The sequence below is a fragment of the Citrobacter europaeus genome (genome assembly GCF_037482245.1).
In the GTDB taxonomy this organism is placed as follows: Bacteria; Pseudomonadota; Gammaproteobacteria; order Enterobacterales; family Enterobacteriaceae; genus Citrobacter; species Citrobacter europaeus.
In genome coordinates this window covers 3400808-3414618 of sequence record NZ_CP148084.1, presented here as the reverse complement: position 1 = coordinate 3414618, position 13811 = coordinate 3400808, and the positions used below count along the sequence as shown (strand labels likewise).

The following is a 13811-nucleotide window of genomic DNA, read 5'->3' as shown; positions in this document are numbered from 1 at the left end:
GGAATTTTCCGTAAAGTCCGGTACTCTGAACAATTAGTCGAAAATCCTTCAGGAGAATAGCCATGAGGTGGCAACAACGTGTTCGTGTCGCAACGGGTCTAAGTTGCTGGCAGATAGTGTTGCATTTACTGGTAGTGGCGTTGCTGGTAATGGGCTGGATGAGCGGCACGCTGGTGCGCGTCGGCCTGGGATTATGCGTCGTTTACGGCGTAACGGTTTTATTAATGCTGGCCTTGCAACGTCACCATGAACAGCGCTGGCGCGACGTCGCTGACGTGCTGGAAGAGCTGACTACCACGTGGTATTTCGGTGCCGCAATGATCGTACTGTGGCTGCTGTCGCGTGTGTTGCAAAATAACGTCTTGCTGGCACTGGCGGGGCTGGTGATCCTTGCCGGACCCGCCGTGGTCTCGCTGCTGGCGAAAGACAAAAAGCTACATCACCTTGCGTCTAAACATCGCATACGCCGCTGAGCCGGTCGTGGCCGCTATCACTAATAGCGGCCACAAACTTCCCCAGACAATCTGCAGACTCGCATCCTTCAGGTAAATTTGTTTGGTGATGTCCGTAAAATGACGGATTGGGTTTATCCACGTCAGATTCTGCAACCAGACCGGCATGTTTTCGACCGGTGAAACATAGCCTGAGAGTAAAATCGCTGGCATCATAAACACAAACACCCCGATAAATGCCTGCTGCTGGGTGGCGCACAGCGATGAAATCAGCAGACCAAAGCCGACCAGCGACAGCCCGTAAATTACCATCGTGAAATAGAACAACCCCAGTGAACCGGCAAATGGGATGTGATAAGCCCAGATGCCGATCGCCAGCACAATGGTGGCCTGAAAAGTTGCCACAATTAACGCAGGCACCGCTTTGCCGATGAAAATCTGCCAGGTGGTAAGCGGGGAAACCAGCAGTTGATCCAGCGTGCCTTGCTCGCGCTCGCGGGCAACCGAGAGCGAGGTGACGATCATTACGCCGATAGTGGTGATCATGGCGATCAGCGACGGAACCACAAACCATTTATAATCCAGATTCGGGTTATACCAGTTACGCACTACCAGCTCGCTGTTGTTCGGCTTCGGCTTGCCGTCCATCAGCTCCTGCTGATACTCCTTAACGATTTGCTGCAGGTAATTCGCGGCAATTTGCGCGCTGTTGGAGTTACGTCCGTCGAGGATAATTTGCATGGGAGCCTGCTGGAAGGTATCCAGATTACGCGAAAAGTTAGCCGGGAAACGCACCAACAGCAGGGCTTTTTGCGTGTCGATGGTGGGCTGGATCTCCTGCGGACTTTTCAGCAGCAGAACATGCGTAAAGGCGCTGGCGCGGGCGAAGCGCTGGGTGAGCTCCACCGAATGTTTACCGTTATCTTCGTTATAGATAGCGATAGTCGCGTTGGTGACTTCCAGCGTTGCCGCGAACGGGAACAGGATAACCTGAATCAGCACCGGTAAAATCAGAATGGCTCGCGTCTGCGGTTCGCGTAACAGCGATTGCAGCTCTTTGCGAATTAATGTCCATAATCGATGAAACATGCCCGTCCCCTTAATCCAGCCGACGTTTGGTTTTAAGCCACGTCAGGCCGATAAACATTACTGCCGAAGCGATTAAAAACAGCACGTTGACAATCAGCACTACCGGAATATTTCCCGCCAGAAACAGGCTTTGCAGGGTGCTGACGAAATAACGAGCCGGAATAATGTAGGTCACCGCCCGAATAATCGCGGGCATGCTGTCTATCTGGAAGATAAAACCCGACAGCATAATCGAGGGCAGGAAGGCGGCATTCAGCGCGACCTGCGCGGCGTTAAACTGGTTGCGAGTGATGGTGGAAATAAGCAACCCCATGCCGAGCGTACTGAGCAGAAACAGGCTGGTAATAAAAAACAGGATCAGCAACGAGCCACGATAGGGCACGCCAAGAATAAACACCGATACCAGCATACACAGCAGCATCGCCAGCATGCCCAGAAAGTAATAGGGGATCAGTTTGCACAGTAGGAGTTCGACGCGGGTGACTTCGGTAGACAGCAGCGCTTCCATGGTTCCGCGCTCCCATTCGCGTGCCACCACTAATGAGGTGAGGATGGCGCCAATGACCGTCATTATGATGGTTACTGCCCCAGGAATAATAAAGTGCTGGCTGATGGCCGCCGGGTTAAACCAGTAGCGGGTCTGCACATCGATCAATGGCTTGAACGATTCTCCACGATCTTCCGCCCGCTGTTGCTGCCAGATTTGCCAGATGCCTTCGACATAACCCTGCACAAAGTTGGCGGTATTCGGCTCACTGCCGTCGGTAATCACCTGGATCGGCGCCACGTCGTTGGGCCGCGCCATCTGCTGGGCGAAATCCACCGGGATCACCACCAGCCCGCGAATGCGCCCGGCCTGCATTTTCTCAATCAGTTCCTGACGGTTATCGCTGATGGTGGCGTCAATATAGGGCGAACCGGTCATAGTATGGGTAAAATCCAGCGCCTCTTCGCTTTGCTGTTCGAGCAAAATCCCTACCCGCAGCTTGCTGGAGTCGAGGTTGATCCCGTAGCCGAAGATAAACAGCAGCAGCAGCGGGATCACCACCGCAATCAGCCAACTGCTGGGATCGCGGACGATCTGGCGCGTCTCTTTTACGCACAGCGCACGTACGCGACGCCAGGAGAGAGCGGAGTTACTCATGCGTATGCTCCTTATCCCAGTCATTGATTAGCGTAATAAACGCCTGCTCCATGGTCGGATCCGGCGTGTCGCTGTCGGCAGCCTGAGCTTTCAGGTCGTCCGGCGTACCGCTGGCAATCAGTTTGCCGCGATACACCAACCCGATGCGATCGCAGTATTCCGCCTCATCCATAAAGTGGGTGGTCACCATCACCGTGACGCCTTTTTCCACCATGCTGTTGATATGCAACCAGAACTCGCGGCGGGTGAGGGGATCGACCCCGGAAGTGGGTTCATCAAGGAACAGAATGTCGGGTTCATGCATCAGTGAGCAGGCCAGCGCCAGACGCTGCTTAAAGCCCAGCGGCAATTCGTCGGTGGCGTGGGAGGCGATGCTTTTCAGGCCGAATGCCTCGCTCATACGGTCAATTTTCTCTTTCTGCGCCCGACCGCGCAGGCCGTAGACACCGGAGAAAAAGCGCAGATTCTGTTCAACCGTCAGGTTGCCATACAGGGAGAATTTCTGCGCCATATAGCCCAGATGCTGACGCGCTTTGCCGGAGCTGACTTTCAGATCCATATCCAGCACCAGCGCTTTGCCGGAAGTGGGGACCAGCAGGCCGCACATCATTTTAAACGTGGTAGACTTACCGGCGCCGTTGGGTCCTAACAGACCAAAAATCTCGCCGCGCTGCACGGCAAAGTCTACGTGGTCGGTAGCGGCAAAATCGCCAAATTTCTTGGTCAGCGCTTTGGCCTCGATCACCGTTTCGCCAGGCGTGCCTTCCACGGTATGCAGGATAGCCCCCAGCGGGGACTCTGATGTTCCGGCCCCACCGAGTAAATCGATAAAAGCATCTTCGAAGCGCGGCGCAGTTTCGTTGATGGTTATCTCCGGCATGCCGTCAGCGCGTTGAATCTGCTGAGCTGTAGCCTCTTTTTTCAGGATTAAACGGACTGATTTCCCCTGAATCATCCCATCGCTGACCTGCGGCAGTTTTAATGTGCGTTGCAGCAGCCGGCGGTTGTTTTCCTGCGGGCTGCTCATCAGGAAGCTGCGACCTGCCATGGTTTGCGTAAGCTGAGTGGGATCGCCCTGGTATAATAATTCCCCTTCGTTCATCAACAGCACATCACGGCTTTGTTCAGCCTCATCCAGATAGGATGTACTCCAGAGGATCAGCATGCCGTCCCCGGCCAGTTCGTGGACCATTTGCCACAGTTCGCGACGGGAAATAGGGTCGACGCCGACGCCTGGCTCATCCAGCAGCAACACTTTGGGTTCGCCGACCAGCGTACAGGCAAGCCCTAGCTTCTGTTTCATGCCACCGGAAAGCTTGCCAGCCAGTCGTCCGGTAAACGGCCCCAGCGAGGTGAATTCCAGTAGCCGGGCAAAGGTTTTTTCTCGCGTTTCACCGGTGACGCTGCGCAAATCAGCATAGAGATTGAGGTTCTCCATGACCGTCAAATCTTCATACAGACCAAATTTCTGCGGCATATAGCCGAGCACTGCATGCAGCGCGCTGTCGTCTCTGATGGGATCAAAACCAATCACCGCAGCACTTCCGGCATCGGGTTTTAACAACCCTGCCAGCATTCGCATCAGCGTAGTTTTGCCCGCGCCGTCGGGTCCGACAAGTCCGGTCACGTAGCCCGCATGGACGGTGCAGTCGAGTGGGGCGACGGCCGGTTTTTCCATTCCGGCAAAGTTTTTCGTCAGCCCTTTAAGCGTAATGACGGCGTCATTCATGCCGTGCCTCATCGGCAAACTTAATTGTTACCGGCATTCCCTGGCGTAGCGCATCGTCCGCGTCGGTGACGACAATTCGCAGTCGATAAACCAGGTCGGTGCGCAGGTCAGGGGTCTCAACCGTTTTCGGCGTAAACTCGGCGGTAGGGGATACGAAGCCGATTTTACCGTGATACGGTTTGTCCGGGCGACCATCGGTATAGAGCTGGATTTCTCGTCCTGGCTGCGCCTGGCTCAGATTTCGTTCGTCAACGTAGGCGCGAACCCATACCGGACGCGTGAGCGACAGCGTCAGTACCGTGCCCCCTTCGTTCAGCATGCTGCCGGGTTCAACCGCACGGGTGAGAAGCGTGCCATCTGACGGCGAGGTCAGCGTGGTGTCATGCAAATTAAGCGCTGCCTGCGCCAGCTCGGCCTGGGCCTGTTCGAGCGCGGCTTTTGCCTGTTCGATGTCCTGTACACGATTACCGCTGCGATATTGCGTGAGCTTATCCTGCGCGGATTTCAGTGAGGCCAGCGCCTGATCCCGTGATGAACGGGCGTTTTCCAGATCGTTGGCGGAAATGGTGCGGCTTTTCCACAATCCTACCTGCCGATTGTAAAAGTTCTGCGCGTAATCATAGGCCGCCTGCGCCTGTTTGACAGCCGCCGCGGTTTGCGCGATCTCTTCTTCGCGATATCCTGCCAGCATCAGATCGTATTGCGCCTGCGCAGCGGCAACATTGGCTTTTGCCTGCATTAATGCGTTTTCATACGGCGCGCGATCCAGTTCGCCCAGCACCTGACCGGCGGTAATCGCATCGCCTTCGTCAACAGCCAGCGAGGCCAGCCTGCCGCCGACGCGAAAACTCAGGTTGACGCTACGGATGTCGACATTGCCGTACAGCGTCAGGCCGTTATCTTGCCGGCTTTGATACCACCACGTTCCACCGGCAATCACGGCAACGAGGGCCGCGATGACCAGCCCGAGAACGACAGGTTTTTTCATGACTCCAGACTCCTTTGCGTTAAACCTTGCAGAATAAGATCGATGTGACAGGTGATCGTTTGGTCAATCAGCGCGGTTTTATCCTCATCAAATTGTGACCAGCCCGTACGCAACAGAATGGTTTCTTTCCCCAGACGAAAAGCCAGCACTTCGCCGAGTATGGCGTGGGTGTGCAGAATCATTTGGGTATCGTTGGCATCGCCGCCGGTATAGGCGGCAATCAGGCGTGTCAGGTGTGTATGCAGCGGATTGATAACCTGGTCGTGCACCAGTTGATAAGCCGCGGTGGGGGAAAGCTGTTCACGCGAGATAAATTTGCTCAGGTTAACGGTGTCGTCCTGAGTTAACAGCATGATCATATTTTTGCAGGCGCGCAGGATCAGTTCGCGCATCGCGCCGCGATCAGGCTCCGGCTGCGCAAACAGACGCTCGGCTTCTTCAGCGTGCGGGCGAAACTGTGAGCCGATAAAATCTGCAATCCACTGGGCGCAGGCGAGATATAAATCCTCTTTTGATCCAAAATAGTAGGTGATGGCCGCAATATTTTGCCCGGCCTGCGCGGCGATATCGCGCGTGGTGGCATGCAGACCATACTCGCCAAACTGCGCCAGCGCGGCGGCAATGAGCTGATTTTTCGCCTGTTCACCTTTGGTTGTCATGGTGGGTGTATTCATGGCCCAACTCTAATCTTAATCAATCGATTGATTAAGATTATGACTGATGTGCAACCTTGTCCAGCCCAGACCGTTATTTTCCTGCACAGGGATAATTTATGCGGCACATCACAAAAACTGCTACACTCCGCCCCTTCATGACATTGTGGTTTTTGTCATCTCTATTATATGTATCTCCCTGAAAACGACACCGGTAACGGTCAGGGTGGTTCGGAGTTGTTATGTCTTTTGATTCCCTTGGTTTAAACCCTGATATTTTACGTGCCGTTGCCGAGCAGGGTTACCGTGAACCTACCCCTATTCAGCAGCAGGCGATCCCTGCCGTGCTGGAGGGCCGCGATCTGATGGCCAGCGCCCAGACTGGCACGGGGAAAACGGCAGGTTTTACCCTGCCGCTGTTGCAGCACCTGATTACTCATCAGCCGCATGGTAAAAGCCGTCGTCCGGTTCGTGCGCTGATCCTTACGCCAACCCGCGAACTGGCAGCCCAGATTGGCGAAAACGTCCGTGATTACAGTAAGTATCTGAATATTCGCTCGCTGGTGGTCTTCGGCGGCGTCAGTATTAACCCGCAGATGATGAAGCTGCGTGGCGGCGTGGATGTGCTGATTGCCACTCCGGGTCGTTTGCTCGATCTGGAGCACCAGAATGCGGTGAAACTGGATCAGGTTGAAATCCTGGTGCTGGATGAAGCTGACCGCATGCTGGATATGGGCTTTATTCACGACATTCGTCGCGTTCTGGCGAAATTGCCGGCAAAACGTCAGAACCTGCTGTTCTCAGCAACGTTCTCTGACGATATCAAGTCGCTGGCCGAAAAGCTGCTGCACAATCCGCTGGAAATCGAAGTGGCGCGTCGTAATACCGCGTCCGAGCAGGTGACTCAGCACGTTCATTTCGTAGATAAGAAGCGTAAACGCGAACTGTTGTCGCAGATGATAGGTCAGGGCAACTGGCAGCAGGTGCTGGTGTTTACCCGTACCAAACACGGTGCGAACCATCTGGCGGAACAGCTGAATAAAGACGGTATCCGCAGCGCGGCGATCCACGGTAACAAATCTCAGGGAGCGCGTACGCGTGCGCTGGCTGATTTTAAATCCGGTGATATTCGCGTGCTGGTGGCGACCGACATTGCCGCGCGCGGCCTGGACATTGAAGAATTGCCGCATGTGGTGAACTACGAGTTGCCAAACGTCCCGGAAGATTACGTGCACCGTATTGGTCGTACCGGTCGTGCGGCCGCTACTGGCGAAGCGTTGTCTCTGGTGTGCGTCGATGAACATAAGCTGTTGCGCGACATCGAGAAGCTGCTGAAAAAAGAGATCCCGCGTATTGCAACGCCAGGCTATGAGCCAGACCCGTCCATCAAAGCCGAGCCGATCCAGAATGGTCGCCAGCAGCGTGGCGGCGGCGGCCGTGGTCAGGGTGGAGCAGGGCGTGGCCAACAGCCGCGTCGTCAGGATGGCGGTGCGCCAAAAGCGAAACCGCGTAGCGGCGAAGGCAAACCGGCAGGCGACAAGCCTCGTCCACCGCGCCGTCCGCGCAAACCGTCTACAGCGCAGTAATTCCCTTACTGTATGGCTGTATAAACACGCTATCCGGTCTACACACTGTGTAGGCCGGATAGGTCAATCACTCCCCCGAACTTTGCGATTTCAGCACGATCGAGCAGGTATATCGTCCTGCCGGGTGAATCGAAATCGTCGTCTCAAATACTTTCCCGTCCCTGTCCAGATAACGACGCACAATTCTCATCGCTGGCGAATCAGGCGCTACATTGAGAATCTTTGCCACCTTTTTGGGCACTCCGACAGCCGTAATGGTCTGATGCACCTCATGACTTTTGATACCGTAATGCGTTTCGATCAAATCGCTGATTAATGAGTGTGGATCGTCACGGATGTACGTGCGCAACTTGGCGTAATCCGTGCTGGCATAGCTGTCCGTCCAGCAGATTGGCGCGTCGGGGTTGTGCGCATCTTCGCGAGTGCTGGCAATGTGCAGCCATCGAGAACCTGGCGGGCAGCCAATCATCTGGGACAACTCTATGTCCGCCACAATCTCATCGATTTTCTTGATGACGCGCAGATTGTTTTTGGCCAGCAGCAACAGATCCTCAAGATGCGATAGCGGGTGATTGACGCCGTTCGCCTTAGGTTCGCAAACGCGAGTACCCGCACCTTTACGCCGTGAAATCAGACCTTGCTCTGATAATTCCCTTAACGCCTCACGCATGGTGTGGCGGCTGACCTGCCATGTTTCGCACAGTTCCATTTCCGTAGGAAACAGCGAGCCGGGGGCGAAGCTTCCCACCGCAATTTGCTGCGCCAGTTCACGTGCTATTCGCTTGTACAGAGATTCTTTCATCGCAGTTTCATCAAAATATTAGTGATCTTTATCACGAAAATTTGTACGGACTATTCCCTACATTTCTTATGAATACTATAAATGTCCGTACATTTAAATGTACGGACATTTTGTTATGTCTGGACATTGTGGCGGCGTTTGGGCATTCAACAAACTGCCGTAAACACGCATCTTATCATTATCAGATTTTCCAGGGGGATTTATGGCTTCGAATGTACTTGATTCTGTTCTGTTCAGGGATTCTTTCGGTACACCGGCGATGCGCGCGGTGTTTGACGATCGCGAACTGGTGCGCAAATACGTGGAAGTGGAAGTGGCATTAGCCAAAGCCCAGGCACGCTGCGGTGTGATACCCGAGGCTGCTGCGGTGGAAATTGCTGAAAAATGTAATGCCGACACGCTCGATTTTGATTTATTGCGCCATGAAACCGAAATTGTGGGTTATCCGATCCTACCGCTGGTCCACCAGATTTCTAAACAGGCTGGCGAGTCCGGCGGTTATGTGCACTGGGGGGCAACCACTCAGGACATTATGGACACCGCAGTGGTCCTGCAAATTCGTGATGCTTTTGCGCTCATTGAATCCGATATGGACAAACTCCGCGCCACGCTGGCCGATCTTTCACGCCGCTACCGTGATACGCCGATGGCCGGGAGAACCCATTTACAACAGGCTTTGCCGGTGACATTCGGTTACAAAGCGGCCATCTGGCTGGATATGTTTGAACGCCACGCGGAACGTCTTACCCAGGCGCGTCCTCGTGTATTGGTTGGCGAATTTGCGGGGGCGGCCGGTACGCTGGCATCGCTGGGGGATAAAGGGTTGGCGGTACAAAAAGCGATGATGGAAGAGCTTGGTCTGAATGTTCCAACCTCCACCTGGCACGTCGCGCGTGATGGTTTTGCCGAAGCGGTGAACCTGTTAGCGGTGATTACCGGGTCGCTGGGTAAGATTGCCTACGACGTAATGCTGCTGGCAGCTAACGAGTTTGGTGAGCTGTATGAGCCGTTTGTTAAAGGGCGTGGCGCCAGCAGTACCATGCCGCAGAAACGCAACCCTATTTCCAGCGAGCTGATGCTGGCGTGTGCCAAAGGTGTTCGCCAACAGGCAGGGTTGATGCTTGATGCGATGGTACAAGATCTGGAGCGTGCAACCGGGCCGTGGCATGCCGAATGGATTGCTATCCCGGAAAGTTTCGTTCTCAGCGCGGGGGCGTTGCATCAGGCCAATTTTATGCTGGCGGGGCTGGTGGTCGATGAAGCGGCGATGAAACGTAACCTCGGTATGACCAACGGATTGATTGTGGCTGAGGCAGTCATGATGGGATTGGCCCCGTACATTGGTCGTCAGGATGCACATGACGTGGTGTACGACGCCTGCCGTATCGTCAACGAACAGGGTGGGCGATTGGCTGATGTGCTGAATGCGATGCCCTCTGTCTCTGAACGACTGGACCCACAGTTGATTGAAAAACTGACCGACCCGGCAAATTACCTTGGAATGGCACCGGCGATGGTGGATCAGGTATTAGCAAGATATATGTCGCGGAAATGAACTTTCTCGGGCTAACGGAATAAGGATATTTTTATGTCAACGAATTCTGTCACGGGAAAATCCATTCTGTCGTTCCTGATACCGCTGGCGATAGGCGCGATCGTTTGGTTTTATCCCGTACCTGATGGTCTGACGCCTCAGGCCTGGCATATGTTCGCGATATTTGCCGCGACCATTGCCGCCATTCTTACTCAGCCGCTCCCTTCGGGGGCGGTGATGTTGGTTGCACTTTGTGTGGTTATTTTCACCAAAACATTACCAGAGGCAAAGGCGCTGTCAGGGTTTGCGTCCGGTACGGTATGGCTCATTTTCTGTGCTTACGTCTTGTCTCTGGGGTTTGTAACGTCAGGACTGGGGAAACGTATCGCGTATAAAATGTTATCGCTCTTTGGTGGTAGCAGCCTGGGTATCGCTTACTCACTGGGGGTTTCCGATCTGATTATGGCCCCGGCAATGCCGTCAGTAACCGCGCGGTCCGGGGGCATTATTTTTCCCATCACTCGTTCCATCAATGATGTATTGGGTTCCGCACCAGGGGTTACTGGCAAGCGCATTGGCGATTTCTTAACCATGGTGTGCTTCCAGTTTACGCCGATTACCGGGGCGATTTTCCTCACCGGGATGGCGGCGAATCCGCTGGTAGCCAGTCTGGCTAAATCGTCATTGGGTATAGAGATAACCTGGGGCGGATGGTTTATTTCCGCAGTGGTCCCTGCGATGGTCTGTTTCTGCCTGATGCCACTTCTGGTTTACAAGTTATTGGATCCCGAGCTTAAGCGTACGCCAGAGGCAAAAGCGATGGGTAAACAGGCGCTCGGTGAACTCGGTTCGATGAGCAGCAATGAGAAAAAGGTTGCATTTGGGTTTGTGCTGGCGCTGGTTGGCTGGGGCACTAGCTTGATTACTGGATTGTCTGCCACATCTGTCGGACTGGGGCTGGCTGCTTATCTGTTCGCCTCGGGTGCCGTTAGCTGGAAAAGCCTGCTTAATGACCATGCGGCATGGGATACGGTAATCTGGTTTAGCGTCATAATTAGTCTGGCGACCGGACTTGCCGATCTGGGCTTTATTAAATGGATGACCGTAAAGCTAGGCAGCGGTATTCAAGGGTTTGGCGCGATCGAGTCCTTTATTGTCCTGGGGATCCTTTACATTTACGTCCATTATCTCTTTGCTACGGCTACCGGGCACGTGGCTGCGCTGTATGCCCCTTTCGCGGCCACGGCGATCGCTGCAGGTGCGCCGCCGATGATGGTCGCTATTTGCTTCGGTATCTTTAGTAACCTGATGTGGGGGAATACCGAGTATGGCGGCGGACCTGGCCCTATTTATTTTGCCCAGGGCTATTTTGAACGACCGCGCTTTTACAAGATTAACCTCTGCGTGGTGACGGCAAATGTGATCATCATTTTTGCCGTGGGCATGCTGTGGTGGAAGCTGCTGGGGTACTATTAATTAATCGACACGTTTATTCGGCCTGCAATGAACCTGGCTGTAGGCCGGATAGCATGTAAGCCGCCATCCGGAAATTTAAGTCAAAGCTGCGAAGCGCTTTCCAGAATGGGGGAAAAAGGTACATTCAACGACTGAAATGTGCCACAATAGTGGCTGTTTATACAGTACTTCAGGTTTTCTCATGGCACTAACGGCTGCGTTAAAAGCGCAAATCGCCGCCTGGTATAAGGCGCTTCAGGAACAGATCCCCGACTTTATCCCCCGTGCGCCGCAGCGGCAGATGATTGCTGACGTTGCGAAAACACTCTCCGGGGAAGAAGGGCGACATCTGGCGATTGAAGCGCCGACCGGGGTGGGGAAAACTCTGTCTTATCTGATTCCCGGTATTGCCATAGCGCGTGAAGAACAAAAAACGCTGGTGGTTAGTACCGCCAACGTCGCTTTGCAGGATCAGATCTACAGCAAAGATTTACCGCTGCTACGCAAAATTATCCCTGACCTGCGTTTTACCGCCGCGTTTGGTCGCGGACGCTATGTCTGTCCGCGTAACTTAGCGGCGCTGGCCAGTACCGAACCCAATCAGCAGGATCTACTGGCCTTTCTCGACGACGACCTGACGCCCAATAACCAGGAAGAACAAAAGCGCTGCGCCAGGCTAAAAGGCGATCTCGACAGCTACAAGTGGGACGGGCTGCGCGATCACACCGATATCGCTATCGACGACGGACTCTGGCAACGCCTGAGCACTGATAAAGCCAGCTGCCTGAACCGTAACTGTCACTACTATCGTGAATGCCCTTTTTTTGTTGCCCGCAGGGAGATTCAGGAAGCCGAAGTGGTGGTTGCCAACCACGCGCTGGTGATGGCGGCCATGGAAAGCGAAGCCGTTTTGCCGGAGCCGAAAAACCTGCTATTGGTGCTTGATGAAGGCCACCATTTGCCCGACGTCGCGCGCGATGCGCTGGAGATGAGCGCAGAAATCAGCGCCCCCTGGTACCGACTGCAGTTGGATCTGTTTTGCAAATTAGTGGCTACCTGCCTGGAGCAGTTTCGGCCAAAAACCACGCCTCCGTTGGCGAATGCCGAGCGTCTGAATGGTCACTGTGAGGAACTGTATGAGCTGATTTCCTCGCTCAATAACATTCTTAATCTGTACATGCCGGCTACCCAGGAAGCGGAACACCGCTTCGCGATGGGGGAGCTACCTGCGGAAGTGATGGAGATTTGTCAGCGTCTGGCAAAACTAACGGAAATGCTGCGCGGTCTGGCCGAACTGTTCCTCAACGATCTCAGCGAAAAAACCGGCACTCACGATGTTGTGCGTCTGCATCGGGTTATTTTGCAGATGAATCGGGCGCTGGGCATGTTTGAGGCACAAAGCAAATTGTGGCGGCTGGCATCGCTCGCGCAATCATCGGGCGCGCCGGTGAGTAAATGGGCGACGCGCGAGGTGCGTGACGGGCAGATCCACGTCTGGTTTCACTGCGTGGGGATCCGCGTGAGCGATCAGCTCGAACGACTGCTGTGGCGCAGCGTACCGCATATTATTGTCACTTCCGCCACGCTACGCTCGCTCAACAGCTTCTCGCGTCTGCAGGAAATGAGCGGCCTGAAGGAAAAAGCAGGGGACCGGTTTGTTGCGCTGGATTCACCGTTTAATCACGTTGAACAGGGCAGAATCGTCATTCCGCAGATGCGCTACGAACCGCTAATTGAAAACGAAGAGCAGCATATCGCGGAAATGGCCGCCTATTTCCGCGAACAGCTGGAAAGCAAGAAGCATCAGGGGATGTTGGTACTCTTTGCCAGCGGCCGGGCGATGCAGCGTTTTCTGGAGCACGTTACCGATCTGCGCCTACTGTTGCTGGTTCAGGGCGACCAGCCGCGCTATCGTCTGGTGGAGCTGCACCGCAAGCGGGTGACCAACGGCGAGCGTAGCGTGCTGGTTGGGCTGCAATCTTTTGCCGAAGGTCTGGACTTGAAAGGCGACCTGCTGACTCAGGTGCATATTCACAAAATTGCTTTTCCGCCTATCGACAGCCCGGTGGTGATCACCGAGGGCGAGTGGTTGAAAAGCCTGAACCGCTACCCCTTCGAGGTGCAGAGCCTGCCCGCGGCGTCGTTCAATTTGATCCAGCAGGTAGGGCGACTCATCCGTAGCCATAGTTGCTGGGGAGAAGTGGTTATTTATGATAAGCGTTTATTGACCAAAAACTATGGCAAGCGTTTACTGAATGCGTTACCCATATTTCCGATAGAGCAACCTGCTGTGCCAGACGTTATAGTAAAACCAAAAGAAAAAGCGAAACCCACACGCCGCCGTCGGCGTTAACGACGCGAGCAACAGGCAAGGAGTTA

General features: G+C 54.4%; 11 protein-coding genes. 5 read left to right on the top strand and 6 right to left on the bottom strand.

Annotated elements, in window-relative coordinates:
- Positions 1–62: 62 nt before the first annotated feature.
- Complete coding sequence (locus WHR59_RS16145) at positions 63–473, top strand: YbhQ family protein (RefSeq protein ID WP_016152353.1); 411 nt, start codon at positions 63–65, stop codon at positions 471–473.
- Here WHR59_RS16145 and WHR59_RS16140 read toward each other — a convergent pair.
- From WHR59_RS16140 to cecR, 5 genes are read right to left on the bottom strand one after another with little or no spacing between them, the layout of a single operon-like run.
- Positions 435–1541, bottom strand: a complete 1107-nt coding sequence (locus WHR59_RS16140) for an ABC transporter permease (RefSeq protein ID WP_008784194.1) — start codon at positions 1539–1541, stop codon at positions 435–437. The genes WHR59_RS16145 and WHR59_RS16140 overlap by 39 nt on opposite strands.
- Before the next feature lie 10 nt (positions 1542–1551).
- Positions 1552–2685, bottom strand: coding sequence for an ABC transporter permease (locus tag WHR59_RS16135; protein WP_043015682.1), 1134 nt, complete (start codon positions 2683–2685; stop codon positions 1552–1554).
- On the bottom strand, positions 2678–4414 hold the full coding sequence (locus WHR59_RS16130) for an ATP-binding cassette domain-containing protein (RefSeq protein WP_338843296.1): 1737 nt from the start codon (positions 4412–4414) through the stop codon (positions 2678–2680). The genes WHR59_RS16135 and WHR59_RS16130 overlap by 8 nt, the downstream gene beginning before the upstream one ends.
- A complete protein-coding gene (gene hlyD, locus WHR59_RS16125) occupies positions 4407–5402 on the bottom strand; it encodes a secretion protein HlyD (RefSeq protein WP_193144681.1) in 996 nt (331 codons plus the stop codon). The genes WHR59_RS16130 and hlyD overlap by 8 nt, the downstream gene beginning before the upstream one ends.
- Positions 5399–6076 (bottom strand): transcriptional regulator CecR, encoded by a 678-nt coding sequence (cecR, locus tag WHR59_RS16120; protein ID WP_003035216.1) that lies wholly within the window; start codon positions 6074–6076, stop codon positions 5399–5401. The genes hlyD and cecR overlap by 4 nt, the downstream gene beginning before the upstream one ends.
- A gap of 221 nt (positions 6077–6297) precedes the next feature.
- On the opposite strand from cecR, the gene rhlE reads away from it, so the two are divergent.
- Positions 6298–7641 (top strand): ATP-dependent RNA helicase RhlE, encoded by a 1344-nt coding sequence (gene rhlE / locus WHR59_RS16115; protein WP_043015685.1) that lies wholly within the window; start codon positions 6298–6300, stop codon positions 7639–7641.
- Between the two features lie 67 nt (positions 7642–7708).
- On the opposite strand, the gene WHR59_RS16110 is transcribed toward rhlE, so the two are convergent.
- Positions 7709–8443 carry a GntR family transcriptional regulator gene (locus WHR59_RS16110; RefSeq protein WP_172862846.1) on the bottom strand — a complete coding sequence of 245 codons (735 nt, stop codon included), beginning with the start codon at positions 8441–8443 and terminating at the stop codon, positions 7709–7711.
- A gap of 202 nt (positions 8444–8645) precedes the next feature.
- Between WHR59_RS16110 and WHR59_RS16105 the strand changes: the two genes are divergently transcribed.
- The 3 genes from WHR59_RS16105 (at position 8646) to dinG (ending at position 13785) form a co-directional block, all read left to right on the top strand.
- Complete coding sequence (locus tag WHR59_RS16105) at positions 8646–9998, top strand: class-II fumarase/aspartase family protein (protein ID WP_043015686.1); 1353 nt, start codon at positions 8646–8648, stop codon at positions 9996–9998.
- 33 nt (positions 9999–10031) lie between these two features.
- On the top strand, positions 10032–11453 hold the full coding sequence (locus tag WHR59_RS16100) for a DASS family sodium-coupled anion symporter (RefSeq protein WP_043015687.1): 1422 nt from the start codon (positions 10032–10034) through the stop codon (positions 11451–11453).
- Positions 11454–11634: 181 nt separating this feature from the next.
- Complete coding sequence (gene dinG / locus WHR59_RS16095) at positions 11635–13785, top strand: ATP-dependent DNA helicase DinG (protein ID WP_213733473.1); 2151 nt, start codon at positions 11635–11637, stop codon at positions 13783–13785.
- Positions 13786–13811 lie beyond the last annotated feature (26 nt).

Coding starts and splice junctions, on each gene's coding strand:
- WHR59_RS16145 (WP_016152353.1), top strand. CDS start 63: ATGAGGTGGCAACAACGTGTTCGTGTCGCAACGGGTCTAAGTTGCTGG.
- WHR59_RS16140 (WP_008784194.1), bottom strand. CDS start 1,541: ATGTTTCATCGATTATGGACATTAATTCGCAAAGAGCTGCAATCGCTG.
- WHR59_RS16135 (WP_043015682.1), bottom strand. CDS start 2,685: ATGAGTAACTCCGCTCTCTCCTGGCGTCGCGTACGTGCGCTGTGCGTA.
- WHR59_RS16130 (WP_338843296.1), bottom strand. CDS start 4,414: ATGAATGACGCCGTCATTACGCTTAAAGGGCTGACGAAAAACTTTGCC.
- hlyD (WP_193144681.1), bottom strand. CDS start 5,402: ATGAAAAAACCTGTCGTTCTCGGGCTGGTCATCGCGGCCCTCGTTGCC.
- cecR (WP_003035216.1), bottom strand. CDS start 6,076: ATGAATACACCCACCATGACAACCAAAGGTGAACAGGCGAAAAATCAG.
- rhlE (WP_043015685.1), top strand. CDS start 6,298: ATGTCTTTTGATTCCCTTGGTTTAAACCCTGATATTTTACGTGCCGTT.
- WHR59_RS16110 (WP_172862846.1), bottom strand. CDS start 8,443: ATGAAAGAATCTCTGTACAAGCGAATAGCACGTGAACTGGCGCAGCAA.
- WHR59_RS16105 (WP_043015686.1), top strand. CDS start 8,646: ATGGCTTCGAATGTACTTGATTCTGTTCTGTTCAGGGATTCTTTCGGT.
- WHR59_RS16100 (WP_043015687.1), top strand. CDS start 10,032: ATGTCAACGAATTCTGTCACGGGAAAATCCATTCTGTCGTTCCTGATA.
- dinG (WP_213733473.1), top strand. CDS start 11,635: ATGGCACTAACGGCTGCGTTAAAAGCGCAAATCGCCGCCTGGTATAAG.